17 protein-coding genes are annotated in these 15,910 nt (G+C 71.8%); 11 read left to right on the forward strand and 6 right to left on the reverse strand.

Annotation, left to right across the window (positions count from 1 at the left end):
- Positions 1–34 precede the first annotated feature (34 nt).
- Positions 35–721 carry a hypothetical protein gene (locus CYAGR_RS14565; RefSeq protein ID WP_015110606.1) on the reverse strand — a complete coding sequence of 229 codons (687 nt, stop codon included), beginning with the start codon at positions 719–721 and terminating at the stop codon, positions 35–37.
- An 85-nt stretch (positions 722–806) separates the two neighbouring features.
- Between CYAGR_RS14565 and CYAGR_RS14570 the strand changes: the two genes are divergently transcribed.
- The 4 genes from CYAGR_RS14570 to CYAGR_RS14585 all read left to right on the forward strand — a co-directional run bounded on the left by CYAGR_RS14570 (position 807) and on the right by CYAGR_RS14585 (position 3,222).
- On the forward strand, positions 807–1,544 hold the full coding sequence (locus CYAGR_RS14570; protein ID WP_015110607.1) for a TIGR02466 family protein: 738 nt from the start codon (positions 807–809) through the stop codon (positions 1,542–1,544).
- A 99-nt stretch (positions 1,545–1,643) separates the two neighbouring features.
- Complete coding sequence (locus tag CYAGR_RS14575; RefSeq protein ID WP_043327374.1) at positions 1,644–1,949, forward strand: 2Fe-2S iron-sulfur cluster-binding protein; 306 nt, start codon at positions 1,644–1,646, stop codon at positions 1,947–1,949.
- Complete coding sequence (locus tag CYAGR_RS14580; RefSeq protein WP_015110609.1) at positions 1,946–2,167, forward strand: hypothetical protein; 222 nt, start codon at positions 1,946–1,948, stop codon at positions 2,165–2,167. The genes CYAGR_RS14575 and CYAGR_RS14580 overlap by 4 nt, the downstream gene beginning before the upstream one ends.
- Entirely contained in the window at positions 2,164–3,222 is a 1,059-nt protein-coding gene (locus CYAGR_RS14585) for a DUF3326 domain-containing protein (RefSeq protein WP_015110610.1), read from the forward strand. Before CYAGR_RS14580 ends, CYAGR_RS14585 begins: the two co-directional genes overlap by 4 nt.
- A 6-nt stretch (positions 3,223–3,228) precedes the next feature.
- On the opposite strand, the gene CYAGR_RS14590 is transcribed toward CYAGR_RS14585, so the two are convergent.
- Entirely contained in the window at positions 3,229–3,735 is a 507-nt protein-coding gene (locus CYAGR_RS14590) for a DUF1993 domain-containing protein (protein ID WP_015110611.1), read from the reverse strand.
- Positions 3,736–3,918: 183 nt separating this feature from the next.
- On the opposite strand from CYAGR_RS14590, the gene CYAGR_RS14595 reads away from it, so the two are divergent.
- From CYAGR_RS14595 to CYAGR_RS14605, 3 genes are all read left to right on the forward strand, one after another.
- Positions 3,919–4,491, forward strand: a complete 573-nt coding sequence (locus tag CYAGR_RS14595; RefSeq protein WP_015110612.1) for a peroxiredoxin — start codon at positions 3,919–3,921, stop codon at positions 4,489–4,491.
- Positions 4,492–4,630: 139 nt separating this feature from the next.
- Complete coding sequence (locus tag CYAGR_RS14600) at positions 4,631–5,848, forward strand: hypothetical protein (RefSeq protein WP_015110613.1); 1,218 nt, start codon at positions 4,631–4,633, stop codon at positions 5,846–5,848.
- Positions 5,849–6,190: 342 nt separating this feature from the next.
- Complete coding sequence (locus CYAGR_RS14605; RefSeq protein ID WP_043325947.1) at positions 6,191–8,248, forward strand: putative bifunctional diguanylate cyclase/phosphodiesterase; 2,058 nt, start codon at positions 6,191–6,193, stop codon at positions 8,246–8,248.
- 9 nt (positions 8,249–8,257) lie between these two features.
- On the opposite strand, the gene pyrF is transcribed toward CYAGR_RS14605, so the two are convergent.
- From pyrF to CYAGR_RS14625, 4 genes are all read right to left on the reverse strand, one after another.
- Positions 8,258–9,010 carry an orotidine-5'-phosphate decarboxylase gene (gene pyrF / locus CYAGR_RS14610; RefSeq protein ID WP_015110615.1) on the reverse strand — a complete coding sequence of 251 codons (753 nt, stop codon included), beginning with the start codon at positions 9,008–9,010 and terminating at the stop codon, positions 8,258–8,260.
- A complete protein-coding gene (gene tyrS / locus CYAGR_RS14615; RefSeq protein WP_043327378.1) occupies positions 9,010–10,275 on the reverse strand; it encodes a tyrosine--tRNA ligase in 1,266 nt (421 codons plus the stop codon). The genes pyrF and tyrS overlap by 1 nt, the downstream gene beginning before the upstream one ends.
- 118 nt (positions 10,276–10,393) lie before the next feature.
- Complete coding sequence (locus CYAGR_RS14620) at positions 10,394–11,803, reverse strand: flavin monoamine oxidase family protein (RefSeq protein ID WP_015110617.1); 1,410 nt, start codon at positions 11,801–11,803, stop codon at positions 10,394–10,396.
- Between the two features lie 6 nt (positions 11,804–11,809).
- A complete protein-coding gene (locus tag CYAGR_RS14625) occupies positions 11,810–12,133 on the reverse strand; it encodes a DUF1825 family protein (RefSeq protein WP_015110618.1) in 324 nt (107 codons plus the stop codon).
- A gap of 176 nt (positions 12,134–12,309) precedes the next feature.
- Here CYAGR_RS14625 and CYAGR_RS14630 point away from each other — a divergent pair, with 176 nt between their 5' ends.
- From CYAGR_RS14630 to CYAGR_RS14645, 4 genes are read left to right on the forward strand one after another with little or no spacing between them, the layout of a single operon-like run.
- Positions 12,310–13,017 carry a response regulator transcription factor gene (locus CYAGR_RS14630; RefSeq protein WP_015110619.1) on the forward strand — a complete coding sequence of 236 codons (708 nt, stop codon included), beginning with the start codon at positions 12,310–12,312 and terminating at the stop codon, positions 13,015–13,017.
- A 33-nt stretch (positions 13,018–13,050) separates the two neighbouring features.
- The gene (locus CYAGR_RS14635; RefSeq protein ID WP_015110620.1) at positions 13,051–13,737 is read left to right on the forward strand and encodes a ComEA family DNA-binding protein; all 687 of its coding nucleotides are present in this window, start codon (positions 13,051–13,053) and stop codon (positions 13,735–13,737) included.
- Complete coding sequence (locus tag CYAGR_RS14640) at positions 13,734–14,351, forward strand: hypothetical protein (RefSeq protein ID WP_015110621.1); 618 nt, start codon at positions 13,734–13,736, stop codon at positions 14,349–14,351. Before CYAGR_RS14635 ends, CYAGR_RS14640 begins: the two co-directional genes overlap by 4 nt.
- Before the next feature lie 48 nt (positions 14,352–14,399).
- Complete coding sequence (locus CYAGR_RS14645) at positions 14,400–15,902, forward strand: leucyl aminopeptidase (protein ID WP_015110622.1); 1,503 nt, start codon at positions 14,400–14,402, stop codon at positions 15,900–15,902.
- Positions 15,903–15,910: the final 8 nt, after the last annotated feature.

A 15,910-nucleotide genomic window follows, 5' to 3' on the forward strand; every position in this document is an offset into this window, starting at 1 on the left:
AAACGTAAGGGCCTGGGCCAACGGGTGGTTGGCGTCAGCTGGCCGGGCGACGAATCCGCAGCATCGCGTTGCCGCCGCGCTGGAATTCGTAGGGCACCGGTTCGATCGCCACCGTGCAACCCTCCGCGCGCAGGGCTGCCCCACTCTCCTCCAGATGGGGCGACAATTCACCGCCCAGGGTGAGCAGCGGAAACACCCTCACCTCCTGCGCCACCCGGACCAGCTCCAGCAGCGAGGCCCGATGGAAGGCGGCATCCAGCTGCAGGCTGTACAGAAACAGCAGATGGGAGCAGAGCGCCAGCTCGAAGCTGGCGTCGGCGAAGGGCAGGAAAGGCAGCGTGGCTTCCACATAGCGCCCCTGCGCCACCCCGGCCGGATAGTCGTCCAGGAAGGCCCCCATGGCCTCCAGGCGTCGTCGGCCGAGTTCCTCGGGCGTGGGGATGGCCTCCCAGACGAAGTCGCTGTGGTTCTCCCGGATCTGTTCAATGACCTGGTCGTAGGTGGCGGCGATGCGGGAGCCGATCGCCTCCCGGCTGAAGCGATAGATCGGATCGCAGGAGATCACCGTCGTGCCCCTGCGGCTGGCTTCGGCGTTGAAGCTGGCCGGTCCATCCCCGCAGCCCAGGATCCGGCGCGCCAAGTCGTCCGCCGTGAGGGCGAACATGGCCCCGTACTCATCGAAGGAGCGGCCCCAGGGAACGACCTGATCCAGGGTGAACATGGTGGAGCCGGAGGGGTGAGGTCGCGCCAGGGAATGATGGTCCCGTTCCCTGCCAGCTGCCTCCCCGTTCTTTCCCCGTTCGCCCATGGCCGATGCCGCCGCCCCTGCCGCCCTGGCGATCGAGCCCCTGTTCCCGATGGCCCTGGGCCGGGTGCAGCTGGCGCCCGATCCCCTCGACACCGCCCTGCTGCTGCAGCGGGCCCTGGAGCTGCGGGAGCGGGACCCCAGTGAAGAGGGGGTGGCGTGGACCGGGGATGTGCGCGGCGCCGGGGAGTTGCACCGCAACCCCCTGTTCGCCCCCCTGATCGGCCGGCTGGCGCTCCATGCCTGGGAGTATCTGGCGGCGCTGGGGTTCGATCGCCGGCGCCTGGCCCTGCAGGTGCAGCGCAGTTGGCCGGTGATCAGCGAGGCCGGTGAGCAGGTGGGGCGCCACCACCACCCCAACGCCCACCTCAGCGCCATCTACTACCTCAATGGCGACGGCAGCGGCCGCAGCGGCTGCCTGCGCCTGTTCGCCCCCCGGCAGGTGAACGAGCTGGTGCCGGGGCTGGCGGTGGGCCAGGACGGGCCGATCGGGGCCGATGCCACCCTCAACCGCCCCTGGCACGACGTGGCCCCCCGGGCGGGGCTGCTGCTGCTGTTCCCCTCGTCGGTGGACCATGCGGTGCTGCCCAACGGGGACACCGAGGACACCCGCTTCTCACTCAGCATCGACTTCGTCCTCACGGCCCCGGCGAACGCGCCCGATCCGGGTGAGTACCTTGCCCCCCACCCCGGTCGCTGGCTGGCGATCGGGGAGGATGGGACCGAGCCGGGAGCCTGAGCCGCCCTGCCAACGCCGCCCCTCCCCGATCCCCCCGCCGTGTCTGAGACCACCCCAGCGACCACCCCAGCCACCACGCCGGAGCTTTCCGTCTTCCAGATCAGCGCCAGCCTGGATGGCACCTCCTACAGCTTTCCCTGTCGCAGCGATCAGACGGTGCTGAGCGCCGCTGAGGCGGCCGGGGTGCCCCTGCCCAGCTCCTGCTGCTCGGGCGTCTGCACCACCTGTGCCGCCCTGCTGCGCAGTGGCACGGTGCACCAGCCCGATGCCATGGGCGTGAAGGCCGACCTTCAGGCCAAGGGCTATGCCCTGTTGTGCGTCTCCTATCCCCTTGCCGACCTCGACCTGGTGGCCGGCCAGGAGGACGCCCTCTACGAGGCCCAGTTCGGTCAGTTCCAGAAATGAGCGCCCTGGTGCCCCTGGAGCTGTGGCTGCAGGCCTCCCCCGGTCCGCTGCTGCCCCAGCTGCGGCAGGGTCTGGCGCGGGAGGCCCGCCGCCTGGCCGGTGAGGGCGCCGAGCCCCTGCGCTGGGCGATCACGGCGGTGGATCCCCGCCGCGGCCTGCGGCTCGAGGGGGTCGTGGTGGCGCCGGCGCCGACGGCGGCCCCCGTCCCCGGCCCTTGAGCCCGGCGGTCCCGCCCCTGCCCACCCTGCTGGTGATTCCCACCGGGGTGGGCTGCGCCGTGGGCGGCTTCGCCGGCGACGGCCTGCCGGCGGCCCGGTTGCTGGCGGCGGCCAGCGGCTGCCTGATCACCCACCCCAACGTGATGAACGCCGCCTCCCTGTACTGGAGCGACCGGCGCCTGCACTACGTGGAGGGCTGGAGCCTCGACCGCTTCGCCGCCGGGGACCTGGCCCTCGCTCCGGTGCCCAGCCAGCGGGTGGGCGTGCTGCTGGATGCGGGCATCGAGGCGGAGCTGCTGCTGCGCCACCGCCAGGTGATCGACGCCTGCCGCGCCAGCCTGGGGCTGACGATCGGCCCGGTGCTCAGCAGTGATCGGCCCCTGGAGGTGAGCCTCTCGATCGGGCCCAGCGGCAGCAGCTGGGGCAGCCTGGGCCGCCCCGATGCCCTGCTGCGGGCCGGTGAAGCGCTGCTGGCCGCCGGGGCCACGGCCATCGCCGTGGTGGCCCGCTTCCCTGACGAGCCGGGCAGCGACGCCCTGGCGGCCTACCGCCACGGCACGGGGGTGGATGCCCTGGCCGGGGCGGAGGCGGTGATCAGCCACCTGCTGGTGCGCCACCTGGGGGTGCCCTGTGCCCATGCCCCCGCCCTGGCGCCGCTGCCGCCCGACCCCGGGCTGGATCCGCGGGCGGCGGCCGAGGAGCTGGGCCACACCTTCCTGCCCTGCGTGCTGGTGGGCCTCAGCCGGGCCCCCTCGCTGCGGCCCGAACCGGCCACCGGCAACGGGCTGCTGCACGGCGCCGATGTGGGGGCGGTGGTGGCGCCGGCCGGGGCCCTGGGCGGGGAGACTGTGCTGGCCTGTGCCGAGCGGGGCGTGCCCGTGATCGCCGTGGAAGGCAATCCCTGCCTGCTCCAGGTCAGCGGCGAGGCCCTGGGGCTGCCGGTGATCCCGGCCGCCAGCTATGCCGAGGCGGCCGGGATCGTGCTGGCCTTGCGGGAGGGCCTTGACCCGGCGGCCCTGCGGCGGCCCCTCCCGGAGGCCAGGGGAGCGGGCTGAGGGGACTCAGGGCTCGCCGAGGAAGTCCCGCTTGCCCAGTTCCACGCCGTTGTGGCGCAGGATGTCGTAAGCGGTGGTGACGTGGAAATAGACGTTGGGCAGCACGAAGAACAGCAGGAAGCTCTGGCCGCTGAAGTGGAGCGTCTCGCCGCGGATCGGCAGTTCGATCGGCTTGGTTTCGGTGCCGTCGATCTGCTCGGGGGAGAGGGCCGAGAGGCCGGCGAGGGTCGTCTCGATGCGGCCGATCAGGTCCTCGAAGCTGGCTTCGTTGTCCTCCAGCGACGTGCTCTCCACCCCGGCCAGCCGGGCCAGGCCGCGGCGGGCGATGTCGGTGGCGATCTGCACCTGGCGCACCAGGGGGAACATGTCGGGGTAGAGGCGGGCCTGCAGCAGCACAGCCGGGTCGATCCCTTTGGCTTCGGCGTGGGCGGCCGCCTTGGCCAGGATCGCCGCCAGGTTGCGCAGGCTGCGGGCCAGGGGCGGAACGGCCGCCTCGAACATCGAGAGGGTCATGGCTGGGGCGAAGGCCGGGGGCAGGCGAAGCGGACTGTAGGCCGGTCGAGCGGGTGGCCCAGGAGGGGCGATGAGCAGAAACACTCAGCCGGTTTCCCCCCTAAAGCGGACCGATTGCGAGTTAAGCTCTCTGCGATCGCTGCTCCGGGCGGCGCGTCGTCAAGTCGTTCTTCACACATTCACATGGCTGCCATCGAAAAGGTCCCCAGCGTCGTCTTCAAGACCCGTGTGCGCGATGAGTCCGTGCCCGGCCCCAACCCCTTCCGCTGGCAGGACCTCACCACCGACGACATCTTCAAGGGCAAGAAGGTGGTGGTGTTCTCCCTCCCCGGTGCCTTCACCCCGACCTGCTCCTCCAACCACCTGCCCCGCTACGAGGCCCTGTACGACGAGTTCAAGGCCCTGGGTGTGGACAGCATCGTCTGCGTGTCGGTCAACGACGCCTTCGTGATGTTCCAGTGGGGCAAGCAGGTGGGCGCCGACAAGGTGTTCCTGCTGCCCGACGGCAACGGTGAGTTCAGCCGCAAGATGGGCATGCTCGTCGAGAAGGACAACCTGGGCTTCGGTGCCCGTTCCTGGCGCTACTCAATGCTCGTCAATGACGGCACCATCGAGAAGCTGTTCGCGGAGCCCGGCCTCGAGGACAACTGCCCCACCGATCCCTTCGAGTGCTCCGACGCCGACACGATGCTCGCTTACCTGAAGGGCACCGCCCCCGCCGGCGTCTGCGCCCCCAGCCGCGAGTTCGTCGGCTGAGGCCTCACCTCAGCTGAGCGCCTTACCCCCGTTCCGTCCGCGGATCGGGGGTTTTCTCGTTTCGGGAGAATGTCCCACCGGCGTCGCCTCGCCAGCATGGGCCCATCGGACGACGTCGGGCGACGCGGTGGGTCAGGCGATGAGCGAGACGTTGAGCGGGTCGGTGGACGACGGGGTGAGCAGCGGCACCACCAGCTTCCGTTTCCGGCCCGTCGGCCCCGGTCGGTTCTTCGTGGCAGGGTTCCTCTCGCTGTGGCTCTGCGGCTGGCTGGCGGGGGAGGTGTTCGCCCTCTGGGCTCTCTGGAGGATCCTGGCCGCGTTTCTGGCCAGCGGTGAAGGGCCCCTGCCGGTGGCCCTGTTCCTGCTGGTGTGGCTGGGCCTCTGGAGTGTGGGGGGCATTGTCGCCCTGCGGGAGGTGCTGCGGGCCCTCTGGTCGGAGGACCGGCTGACCGTCTCGGCGGACGGGGAGCTGGAGCGCCTGGTGCAGCGGGGCCCCTTCCGCCGTCGCCGGGCCCTGAGCGGCCGGGAGATCCGTTGCTTCCAGGTGCGCGCGGCGGGTGTCGGCGCTGGGCCCCTGGTGGCCGAGCTGCCCGGACGCAGCATCGAGATCACCCGGCTCGGCAGCCTGCGGCAGCGGCGGGAGGCGGCCGATCAGCTCAACCGCCGGCTCGGCCTTCGCCCCCTCCCCGAGGACCCGGCCCCGGCCCCGGGCCCGCACCAGATCCCGGCGGCGGCGGTTCTGCCGGCGGGCTGGCAGGAGCTCACCCCCTCCTTCGGCAGTCCGCTACTGGTGCCCGACCTGGCCCTGCGGCGGCAGCAGCGCCTGGTGATGGGCCTGGTCAACCTGGTGCTGTGGGGGTTGCTGGCCCTGCTGCTGCAGAACGGCCGCGCCGGGCCGGGGTTCTGGGCCCTGGGGGTTCCGTTGGCGCTGGTGGCCCTGGCCGGCGGATGGGGCCTGCTGTGGCTGGCCTTGGGGCGCCTGGAGTGGCGGCTGGAGCCACGGGTCCTGGTGCTGCAGCGCCGTTTCGGCAACCGCCTGCGCACCCTGGGGGAAGCGCGGGCCCTGGAGCTGGTCGAGCGGGTCGACTCCGATGGCGACCGCTCCTACCGGCTGCAGGGCACCCGGCCCCCCGATCCGCCCCTGCGGGTGGAGGACCACGCCAGCGATCCCACCTCCCTGCGCCACCTGGGGGCCTGGCTGGCGGCGCGCTCCCGGGTGCCCTTCGAGGACCGGGTGCCCAGCGAGGAGCAGCGGCGGCAGCAGCGCGCCGAGATGGAGCGGCTCCGTCAGCAGCTGGCCGGCTCCGGACGTTTCGGGCGCTGGGCGGCCCGGCAGCTGGAGGGGCCGGATGCCTGATGGGCCTGGATCCTGTGCTGCTGGACCACCCGTTGGCACCAACATCTGCCGGGGATCGATCGCTTCTGCCGGCGCCAACGCCGATCCCGTGACGCTGCCTGAAGCAGGAACATCACATAGCATTGTTGGAGTGATTCCTTGAGATTTACCGCAGAAGTGCTTCTTCAACACAGCGCTTCTGCTTTGGATCTGCATCACGCCCCATGGAGATGGTGAACGGTTTCGATGGGTTTTTCCGATACGTTTCCCTTTTTGCATCCGGTTTCCCGGCAGAGAAACCACAAAAAGGTGATCAGCAATACCGCTGGTGATTGCGAACCCCTCCTGGAGGGGTTGACGCTCATGCCGGAGGACCCGGCACTCTCCCTTCCCGAGCCTCCCCCGCCGGCTGCGGGCGCGCCGGCCGGGGGTCAGCCGGTCCTCGATGCCCTGCCGGATCCGTTTCTGCTGTTGCGGCCCGAGAGAGGTGTCGCCGGCACCATCACGGATTTCATCTGCACCTATGCCAACGGGGAGGCCTGCCGCCTCCATGGCCACCAGCCGGAGCGGATCGTGGGGGCGCGGCTGCGGGATCTCCATCCGTCCCACTGCGCCGGCGACCTGTTCGAGCACGGCCTCCGGGCCTTCGAGGCGGGCCAGACCGTGGCGGTCCCCGCCCCCGGTCGCCCGGGGGAGGCCCCGGGGGCGCCCCGTGCCCTGCGTCTGTTTCCCGCGGGCGGTTGGCTCTGCTGCCTCTGGAGCGGGGCGAGCGAACCGGCCGATCTGCGCCGGCGGCTCTCGGAGCTGGAGCGGCGCCATCACCTGCTGGCCGGCCATGCCTCCGATCTGGTGATCGAAGTGGACGCCGATCACCGGATTCTCTGGGTCTCGGAATCGGTTCAGAAGCTCCTGGGCTGGTCACCCCCCGCCCTGGTCGGCCGACCCGCCATGGCCTTCGTCCACAGCGACGACCGCTGCCGGGCCCTGCGCACCGGCCTCGGTCCGCGCGACCGGGGCCGTTTCGAGGGCGAGCTGCGGATCCGCCGTGCCGATGACGGCTGGTGCTCGATGGGGGGCAGCGTCCGGCCGGCACCGGAGGGGAGCGGCGGTGCCTGGGTGCTCTGCCTCCGCGACATCCAGGACCGGGTGACAATCCGCGCCGAGCTCGACCACAGCCAGCACCACGACACCGTCACCGGCCTGGCTGTCCGCCATGTCGCCCTGGGGCGGATCCGCGAGGCCCTCGATCGCCAGGCGGGCACCGGTTCGATGCTGGCGGTGCTCAGCATCGGCGTGGACGGCCTCACCCCGGTGAACGATGCCCTCACCCATGCCGGCGGCGACCAGCTGATCGCTTTCCTGGCGGGGAGGATCGTCCGAGCGATCGGCGAGCCCGACCGGGTGGGCCGTGGCACCGGCGACGAGTTCATCGTCCTACTGAGCGATCTGGCGTCCGCGGCCGAGGCCGCCCACAGGGCCGAGCGGATCCTCACGGCCTGCCGGGCGCCGATCACCATCGGTGGCCAGCCTATCGATCCCACCGTGAGCATCGGCATCGCCACCTCCGCCGCCGGTGCCCTCCCTGACGAGCTGCTGCGGGACGCCAGCCTCGCCATGCGTCAGGCCAAGGCCCGGGGCCGCAACTGCTTCGCCCTGCTCGACGACGCCCTGGCCACCGAGGCCCATACGCGTCTGCTGTTTGCAGCCGAGATCCAGCGGGGGCTGGTGATGGAGGAGTTCGCCGCCTGGTTCATGCCGATCGTCTGCTTCGAGACCGGCGAGGTCACCGGCTACGAGGCCCTGGCCCGCTGGGTGCGGCCCGATGGCATCGAGGTCGGTCCCGCCGAGTTCCTGCCCTGCGCCGAGCGCCGCGGCCTGATCGTCCGGATCGACCGGCTGGTGCTGCGGCAGGCCCTGGTGACCCTCTCCCGGCTGCCCGATGAGCTCACCATGGCGGTGAACGTGTCGGCGGCCACCCTCGCCCAGCCCGATCACCCCCAGTTGGTGGCTGAGGCTCTCGAGGCCGCCGGGGTGAGCCCGGAACGACTGCACCTGGAGGTCACCGAGACGGCCCTGGTCACCGTCACCGAACGGATCCGGCAGCAGATACAGCAGCTCGCCGGCCGTGGGATCCGCTGGTACGTGGATGATTTCGGCACCGGCTACTCCTCGATCAGCCATCTCCGCGACCTGCCCATCGCCGGTCTGAAGCTGGACCGGTCCTTCACCAGTGCCATGCGGGCGAAGGACACCAAGACCCTGAGGCTGTCCCAGGCGCTGGTGGGGGTGGCCGAAGGCCTGGAGCTCGACACCGTCGCCGAGGGGGTGGAAACGATCGAGGAAGCCCGTCTGCTCACCTCCCAGGGCTGGCTGCACGGTCAGGGCTGGTTCTACGGCAAGGCGGCTCCCCTGGAGCCGTAGGCGGCCGCTTCAGTTCAGTTCGGCGCAGCAGGCTGCGAAGGCCGCCGCCGGATCGGCGGCGCCGCTGATCGGGCGCCCGATCACCAGCTGGCTGGCACCCGCCGCCACCGCCTCCGCCGGTGTCATCACCCGCCGCTGATCGCCCGTGGCACTGCCGGCGGGGCGGATCCCGGGGGTCACCAGGGTGAAGGGCCGCGGGTGGGCCGCCCGCAGCCGGGCCACCTCCAGAGGTGAGCACACCGCACCGGTGAGGCCCGCCCGCGCCGCCAGGGTCGCCAATTGGCCGGCATAGGAGTCCAGCGGCGTGTCGACCGCCAGTTCGCGGCGGAAGCGGTCGGGATCCCAGCTGGTGAGCACGGTCACCGCCAGCAGGGTGGGGGCGCCGAGGCCCTCGAGGCCAGCCCCCTCCTCGGCTGCGGCCTGGGCGGCGGCGAGGGCCTCGCTGCCGGCACAGGCATGCACGGTGATCAGTTCGGCCCCAAGGCGGGCGGCGCTGCGGCAGGCGCCGGCCATGGTGGCGGGGATGTCGTGGAACTTCAGATCCAGGAACACCCGCAGGCCCCGCCGCCGCAGCTCCCGCACCACGGCGGGTCCGGCGGCGGTGAACAGCTCCAGGCCCACCTTCACCCAGCGCAGTTCCGGCACCGCCGTCGCCAGGGCCAGGGCCGCGTCCGCGTCGGGGCGATCGAGGGCAAGGATGATCCGCTCTGCCGGGTCAACGGTGGGCTCCACGGCCGTGGCGGGGCGCTCGGTGTCCGCCATCAGGCCACCAGCCGCCGGAAGGTTTTCCGGCCCAGCTGCAGCACCTTGCCGGCCAGTTCCTCGGCGCTGGCGAACTCCTGGTTGGGATCGCTGAGCTTCTCGCCGTCGAGCTTGACGCCGCCCCCCTGGATCTGGCGCCGCCCCTCGCTGCTGCTGGCGCACACCTGCAGGGCGCTGAGCAGATAGAAGGCCTTGAGGGGGAAGGCCAGCCCGGCCAGGGAGGCCTCGGGGACGCTGTCCGCCTGGAGTCCGTCCCCTGCCCCACCAGCTCCAGAGAGGCCGGCGCCCACCAGTCCGGCCGCATCGGCCTGGGCCTGCAGCGCCGCGTCGCGCCCGTGGCGGCTGGCGGTGACCTCCAGGGCCATGGCCTTCTGCCGCTCCCGGGGGTTGGTGGGCAGGGCCGCCGTGTCCAGATCGGTGAGCAGAGTGAGGTAGTCCTCCACCACCGCGTCCGGCACCTTCTCGAGCTTGGAGTACATCGACAGGGGGTCCTCCATCAGCCCCACGGTGTTGCCGAGGCTCTTGCTCATCTTCTGCACCCCGTCGAGGCCGGGCAGGATCGGCAGCAGCAGCCCGAACTGGGGCCGCTGGCCGAAATGGCGCTGCATGTCGCGTCCCATGGCCACGTTGAACTTCTGGTCGGTGCCGCCCAGTTCCAGGTCGGCCGCGACGGCCACCGAGTCGTAGCCCTGCAGTAGGGGATAGAGGAACTCGTGCAGGCTGATGGGGGTGCCGGAGCCGTAGCGGTTGGCGAAGTCCTCCTTGGCCAGCATCTGGCCCACGGTGCTGATGCCCAGCAGCTCGATCACCTGGGGCAGCGCCAGGCCGGCCAGCCACTCGGAGTTGCGCCGTACCTCCAGCCGGCCGGGGGTCTCGAAGTCGAGCAGGGAGCGCTCGGGGGGCTGGCCCTGACCCAGCTGGGCCAGGTAGGTGGCGGCATTGGCCTCCACCGCCGCCGCATCGAGCTGCACGCGGGTGCTGCTCTTGCCGGTGGGATCACCGATGCGGGCTGTGAAGTCGCCGATGATCAGCACCGCCGTGTGGCCCGCGTTCTGGAAGGCCCGCAGCTTGCGGAACAGAATGCTGTGGCCGAGGTGGATGTCGCTTCCGGTGGGGTCGATGCCCAGCTTCACCCGCAGGGGCCGGCACTGGCGTTCCGCCTCCGCCAGCCGGGCCTCGAGACGCTGATCCGGGTCGGGATCCCGGCCGGCGGGGAACAGGTCGGCCATGCCCCGGGCCAGGGCGTCGGCCAGCGGCGGCAGCATGGGCGGCGGGTTCAGCGGCTCCGCCTGCTTGGCCGCCTGATTCGCGTCCTCCGCTTCCCCCATCGACACCCGCCGCCTGACTGGGGGGGATGGTAGGCAGCCGTGGTGCTCCGGTCGCTCAGCCCAGCAGGGCCACCACGTCGGCCGCGGCCCGCTCGCCGCTGGCCACCGCACCCTCGAAGAAGCCCGGCCAGCGCTCCGCCACCTCCGTGCCGGCCCAGAACATCCGGCCGTGGGGCCGCAGCAGGGCATCGCCGCTGCGGGTCCACAGCCCGGGGGGCATCCAGCCGGCGAAGGCCCCACCCACAAACGGCTCCCGCGGCCAGTCCTTCTCCACATAGTCCAGCGGCTCCAGCGCCATCGAGCCGAAATAGGCGGCCAGGTCTTCCAGCACCGCCGCCCGCCGCTGCTCGGCGTCCAGGGCCGACCAGCGCTCCTGGCGGCGGCCCGCCACGAAGGCGGCGATCACCCCCAGGCCCGTTTCGGGATCGGAGCTGTCGGCGCAGAGTTCCACCCAGGGGCGATCACCGATGCCGATGCCGGCCAGTCCGGCCTCCCGCCACCAGGGGCTCCCGTAGGCAACGAGCACCTTGGTGCAGCGGCCCATGCCCATGCCCTCCTGGAGGGCGAGCCGATCGGCCGGCAGCTCGGGCGTGAAGCGGATCGCGCCCGCCATCGCCGGCGGCATGGCCACGATCACCGCCCGGCCGTGGTAGTTGCCGTTGTCGGTGGTCACCGTGATGGCGCCCTCCGGATCGGGGCCGGAAAAATCTTCGGGCTGCTCGATGGACCGCACGGGTTCCCCGAGCACCAGGGCATCCCCCAGCTCTCTGGCCAGCAGCGCCGGCAGCTGGCCGGCACCGCCGTGGATCAGCTCCTCCTCGGGGTGGTCGCCCTGGGGTGCCGTGCGCTGGCCCCAGGCCACATGCAGCAGCGACACCTGGTCCGGCTCCGCCGGCCCGAGAAAACCGACGGCTCGGCAGAAATAGGCGAAGTACCAGGCGGCGAAGGGGGTGTGGGTGTGGGCCTCGATCCAGTCCTGGAAGCTCAGCCGGTCGAGGGCGGCGGCGTCGGGATGGTGATGGGGATGGCCCTCAGGCAGGGACGCCACCAGATCCTGGAAGCGCCCGAGGGCCTGCATCGCGTCCTCCCAGTCCGCGCTGGGCACCGAGGGCGGCTGCCCCTCCGGAAACCCCTGGAAGAAACCGCTGAAGGTGCAGCGATGGGATCCGAAGCAGAGGACGGTCTCACCGTCGTGGGGGGAGGGGAACCGGCGCAGGCCCCGCTCCTCGAGCAGGGAGCGGAAGCGGGAGTGGGTGGCTCCCACCCACTGACCGCCCAGGTCGATCCAGGCGGCAGGCCGGGCCCCGGCCGGCCCGGCCCCCTCCAGCTGCAGGGGCGCCCGCACCATGCGGCCCCCCACGGCCGGCGCCGCCTCGATCACCTGCACCGACAGGCCGGCCCTGCGCAGCTCCCTGGCGGCCACCAGTCCGGCCAGTCCCGCTCCGACGACGATGACGTCCTGCACGCCGGATCAGCCAGCCGCGTCGAGCTGGCCCTTCATGCGCTCGAGGGTGAGGGTCATCTGCTCGAACATCTTTTCCGGGGTGAGGCCGAACTGGCTGAGCTGGGTGCGCAGCTGTTGGACGGTGAGCTTGGCCTGGAAGTCCTCGGAGAGTTCGAAGCGCTTCATGAACACCTGATAGCGCTCCATCATCTCCTCCATCCGCTCGATGTACAGCTTCTTGCCCTCGCGATCGAACTTGCCGTATTCACTGCCCAGCTGCATCAGCTGCTGGTAATCACTGAACAGCCGCTTCGCTTCGTCCTGGACGATCTCGGAGTCGAAGAAAGCCATGGGGACGTCCGCTCCGGACTGCTGGAGACATCGATTCTGCAGAGACCGGGTACCCCTGGGGAGTGCGGATCCACGTATTGGCGGCCATGGCCTGCAATGAAAGATACTGAAATTTCGATGAAATTTTGGTGAAAGTAGGTCGATCAATCAGCAGGGCGGCCTCGCCCTGTGTTCCCGTGGACCTCACCCCCCTGCTGCCCCAGGTGCGTGCCGATGTCGCCCAGGGACTGCTTCTGCTGTCAGGGGTCCGGCTGGTCCTCTGCCTGGGCAGTCGGTCCCAGGTCGCCCTGCTCATGGGGACCCCGGCCCGGGTCCTGGCTGCCGCCACCACCGCCGCCGAGGGGCTGGCCCTGGTGCGCCAGCATCAACCCTCGCTGCTCCTGGTCAGCGACCGCTTGGAGAAGGGCTGTGGCGTCGACCTGGTGGTGCAGATCAAGGAGCGCCACCCCGAGGTCCGCACCCTGCTGTTGGTGTCCCAGGAGCATCGCCTCGCCCGGATCCGGCAGGCCCTGCAGGCGGGCTGCGACGGCATCGTGGCGGAGTCGCGCCTGCTCCATGGCTCCGGCCTGCAGGCCCTGCACACCGTGCTCAGCGGCGGCCTGTACCTCGACCGCGGCCTGGTGGGGGCGGTCCTGGCGGACCAGGAGCCCGGCGGCGACGCCGCCGAGCCGCTCAGTGCCCGGGAGCGGCAGGTGCTCGACCGGGTGGTGCACGGCCTGACCAATCACGAGATCGCAGGCGAGCTGATGGTCTCGGTCGACACCGTCAAGACCCACGTGCGCAACGTGCTGCTCAAGCTGCGGGTCCGGGGCCGCATCCAGGCGGTGGTCATCGGTCTGCAGCTGGGCCTGGTCGACTGGCCCCGACCGGGAGGCACCCGCTAGCTTCAGGTCCGACGTGCGCGCGCTCGGGCCTCCATGGCAGGACGCCACTGGCTGGATCCGCTGGCCCGCCGCCTGCTGGAGGCCACCGGCCAGCTGCCGCCTCTGCCGCCGCCGCAGCCAGGGGCCGTCGGGACTGGCATCGCCGGGATGGGGGCCGAGGAGGCCGTCGAACGGGAACTGCTCGCCCTCAAGCTGGCCCTGAACCCGGCGTTGCGGTTCCGGGATGGGGCCGAGGTGCGCCAGGCGGCCGCCCTGGGCTGGAGCCTCGAGGTCAACCTCGCCGAGGCCGGCGACTGGCTGCGGCTGCCCGGCTGCCCGCCTGAGCTGGTGGACCGGCTGATCCGGCTTCAGGGCGAGGGTCACCAGTGGTCAGGCCCCGGGGATCTGGCCGCCGGGCTCCAGGTGTCCTCTGCCCAGGTGGGGATCTGGCTGCCGGTGCTGCGCTTCCGGCGCCGGGGCCGGCCCAGGTCTGCACCCCTGCCGCCGCCGCTGGCGATCAACCAGGCGTCCGAACGGCTGCTGCAGGAGCGGCTCGGCCTGGGGCCGGAGCGCTGCCGCTGGCTGCTGCAGGAGCGGGCCCGGCAGCCCTTCCGGGACCTGGCCGATCTCCAGCATCGCCTGGAGATTTCCCCTGAGCAGGTGGAGCGCTGGATCGGCCGGTTCCGCTACGACGCCGCCCCGGGGCCGGTGCTGCCGCCGGCCCGGAGGCGGGCCCGATGACCCGGCAGGGGGAACTGTTTCCGGCGGCCGCGGTGGCCGGCGCGCCGCCGGCCCCGTCGCTGCCCCTGTGGCGGGAGCAGCTGCTGGCCTGGCAGGCCCGTCTCGCCGACCACCAGGCGCCGCTCTACGCCGCCACCGGTGCCGCTGCCGCTGCCGCCGCCCCCCTCCAGCAGGGTCAGCTCTTCCCCGTCCCCGCCGACCCCGGCGATCCCTTTGCGCAGGCGCGGCGCCTCGATCCCCTCAGCCTCAGCCCCCAGAGCCTGTCCTTCTGGCGCTGGCCCCGGCTGCCCCAGCGGGGGGCTGCTCTGTATCTGGTGATGGATCGCCCGCCGCAGTTGGCGCTCCCCCTGCTGCTCTATGTCGGTGAGACCGGCCGGGCTGACCAGCGCTGGAAGGGCGACCACGACTGCAAGGACTACCTGGCGGCCTACGGCGAGGCCCTGGCGCGGGCGGGTCTGGAGGCGCGGCCGAGCATCCGCTTCTGGTCGGACGTGCCGGCGGCGGTCGCCCCGCGCCGGGCCCTGGAGCAGGCCCTGATCCGGCGCTGGCTGCCCCCCTTCAACAAGGAGACGCGGGACCGCTGGGCCACCCCGTTCACGGCCGATCCCGCCTGAACGCCAGGGCGGCGCTGGCTACGATCACGGGCCGCCTGCGCTGGGTCCATGGAGTTTCGCTGTCTTGCCGTTGACCGGGACGGCCAACGTCCGCTCACCGAGAGCTGGACGGGGGACACCCTGGTGGTGGGGCTGTTCGCCGGCGGCGGCGGCGGTGGGCGGGACCTGGTCGAAGAGCTGGTGGGAGAAGCCCTCGAGGGCTGGCTGCAGCGCCGCCGCTTCGAGGCCAAGAGTGGCCAGTCCCTCACCCTGGAGCGGCCAGGCGCCATCCCGGCCACGCTGATCCTGGTGGGCCTGGGGGATCCGGCCGAGTTCGGCCTCGACGCCCTGCGCCAGGCCGGAGCCGGTGCGGCCCGCACGGCCGCCAGCGCCGGCGCCGAGCAGCTCGGACTCTGGTTCCCCCTGGAGGGGCTCGAGCCGGCGGCGGCGGCGGCGGCCATGGCGGAGGCGGTGCGGCTCGGCCTCTACGACGACCAGCGCTTCAAGAGCGAGGCCGAGCCCCGCTCCCTGCCGGGCCAGGTGACCCTGCTGGGGTTGGCGGAGAGCGCCGCGGCGGGCCTGGCCCATGTGGCGGCCACCTGCAGCGGCGTGGAACTGGCCCGGCGGCTGGTGGCGGCTCCGCCCAACAAGGCGACCCCCCAGTCGCTGGCCGATGAGGCCGCCGCCATCGCCGACGCCTTCGGGCTCGAGCTCAAGGTGCTGGAGCGGGCCGACTGCGAAGCCCTCGGCATGGGGGCCTTTCTGGGGGTGGCCCAGGGCTCCGATCTGCCCCCCAAGTTCATCCATCTCACCTACCGGCCCGTCGGGCCGGTGACCCGGCGGGTGGTGCTGGTGGGCAAGGGGCTCACCTTCGATTCCGGCGGTTACAACCTCAAGACCGCCGGCTCCCAGATCGAGATGATGAAGTACGACATGGGCGGCAGCGCCGCCGTGCTGGGGGCGGCCCGCGCCATCGCCGAGATCCGTCCCGCCGGCCTGGAGGTGCATGTGATCGTGGCCAGTTGCGAAAACATGATCAGTGGCGGCGCCATCCACCCGGGTGACGTGCTCACCGCCTCCAACGGCAAGACGATCGAGATCAACAACACCGACGCGGAGGGGCGTCTCACCCTGGCCGATGCCCTCGTCTACGCCTGCGGCCTGGAGCCCGATGCCATCGTCGATCTCGCCACCCTCACCGGCGCCTGCGTGATCGCCCTGGGCGAGGAGATCGCCGGACTCTGGTCCCCCAGTGACGGCCTGGCCGAGGCCCTGCTCGCTGCCGGCACGGCCGGTGGCGAGGCCCTCTGGCGCATGCCCCTGCGCGGCTCCTACAGGAAGGGGCTCAAGAGCCACGTCGCCGACATGAAGAACACCGGCCCGCGGCCGGGGGGCTCGATCACCGCCGCCCTCTTCCTGCAGGACTTCGTCACCCGGGGGCTGCCCTGGGCCCACCTCGACATCGCCGGCACCGTCTGGAGCGACAAGGCGAGGGGGCTGGATCCGGCGGGGGCCACCGGCTTCGGTGTACGCACCCTGGTGGCCTGGCTGGTGGCCGGCGCCGCGGCCTGAACGGCGAG

The organism is Cyanobium gracile PCC 6307, from assembly GCF_000316515.1.
Taxonomy (GTDB): domain Bacteria; phylum Cyanobacteriota; class Cyanobacteriia; order PCC-6307; family Cyanobiaceae; genus Cyanobium; species Cyanobium gracile.

Excerpts from the sequence above, each read along its gene's own strand:
- CYAGR_RS14580 (WP_015110609.1), top strand. The coding sequence starts at position 1,946 with ATGAGCGCCCTGGTGCCCCTGGAGCTGTGGCTGCAGGCCTCCCCCGGT.
- CYAGR_RS14570 (WP_015110607.1), top strand. The coding sequence starts at position 807 with ATGGCCGATGCCGCCGCCCCTGCCGCCCTGGCGATCGAGCCCCTGTTC.
- CYAGR_RS14640 (WP_015110621.1), top strand. The coding sequence starts at position 13,734 with ATGACCCGGCAGGGGGAACTGTTTCCGGCGGCCGCGGTGGCCGGCGCG.
- CYAGR_RS14600 (WP_015110613.1), top strand. The coding sequence starts at position 4,631 with ATGAGCGAGACGTTGAGCGGGTCGGTGGACGACGGGGTGAGCAGCGGC.
- CYAGR_RS14565 (WP_015110606.1), bottom strand. The coding sequence starts at position 721 with ATGTTCACCCTGGATCAGGTCGTTCCCTGGGGCCGCTCCTTCGATGAG.
- CYAGR_RS14590 (WP_015110611.1), bottom strand. The coding sequence starts at position 3,735 with ATGACCCTCTCGATGTTCGAGGCGGCCGTTCCGCCCCTGGCCCGCAGC.
- tyrS (WP_043327378.1), bottom strand. The coding sequence starts at position 10,275 with ATGCTGCCGCCGCTGGCCGACGCCCTGGCCCGGGGCATGGCCGACCTG.
- CYAGR_RS14625 (WP_015110618.1), bottom strand. The coding sequence starts at position 12,133 with ATGGCTTTCTTCGACTCCGAGATCGTCCAGGACGAAGCGAAGCGGCTG.
- CYAGR_RS14605 (WP_043325947.1), top strand. The coding sequence starts at position 6,191 with ATGCCGGAGGACCCGGCACTCTCCCTTCCCGAGCCTCCCCCGCCGGCT.
- CYAGR_RS14595 (WP_015110612.1), top strand. The coding sequence starts at position 3,919 with ATGGCTGCCATCGAAAAGGTCCCCAGCGTCGTCTTCAAGACCCGTGTG.
- pyrF (WP_015110615.1), bottom strand. The coding sequence starts at position 9,010 with ATGGCGGACACCGAGCGCCCCGCCACGGCCGTGGAGCCCACCGTTGAC.
- CYAGR_RS14635 (WP_015110620.1), top strand. The coding sequence starts at position 13,051 with ATGGCAGGACGCCACTGGCTGGATCCGCTGGCCCGCCGCCTGCTGGAG.
- CYAGR_RS14645 (WP_015110622.1), top strand. The coding sequence starts at position 14,400 with ATGGAGTTTCGCTGTCTTGCCGTTGACCGGGACGGCCAACGTCCGCTC.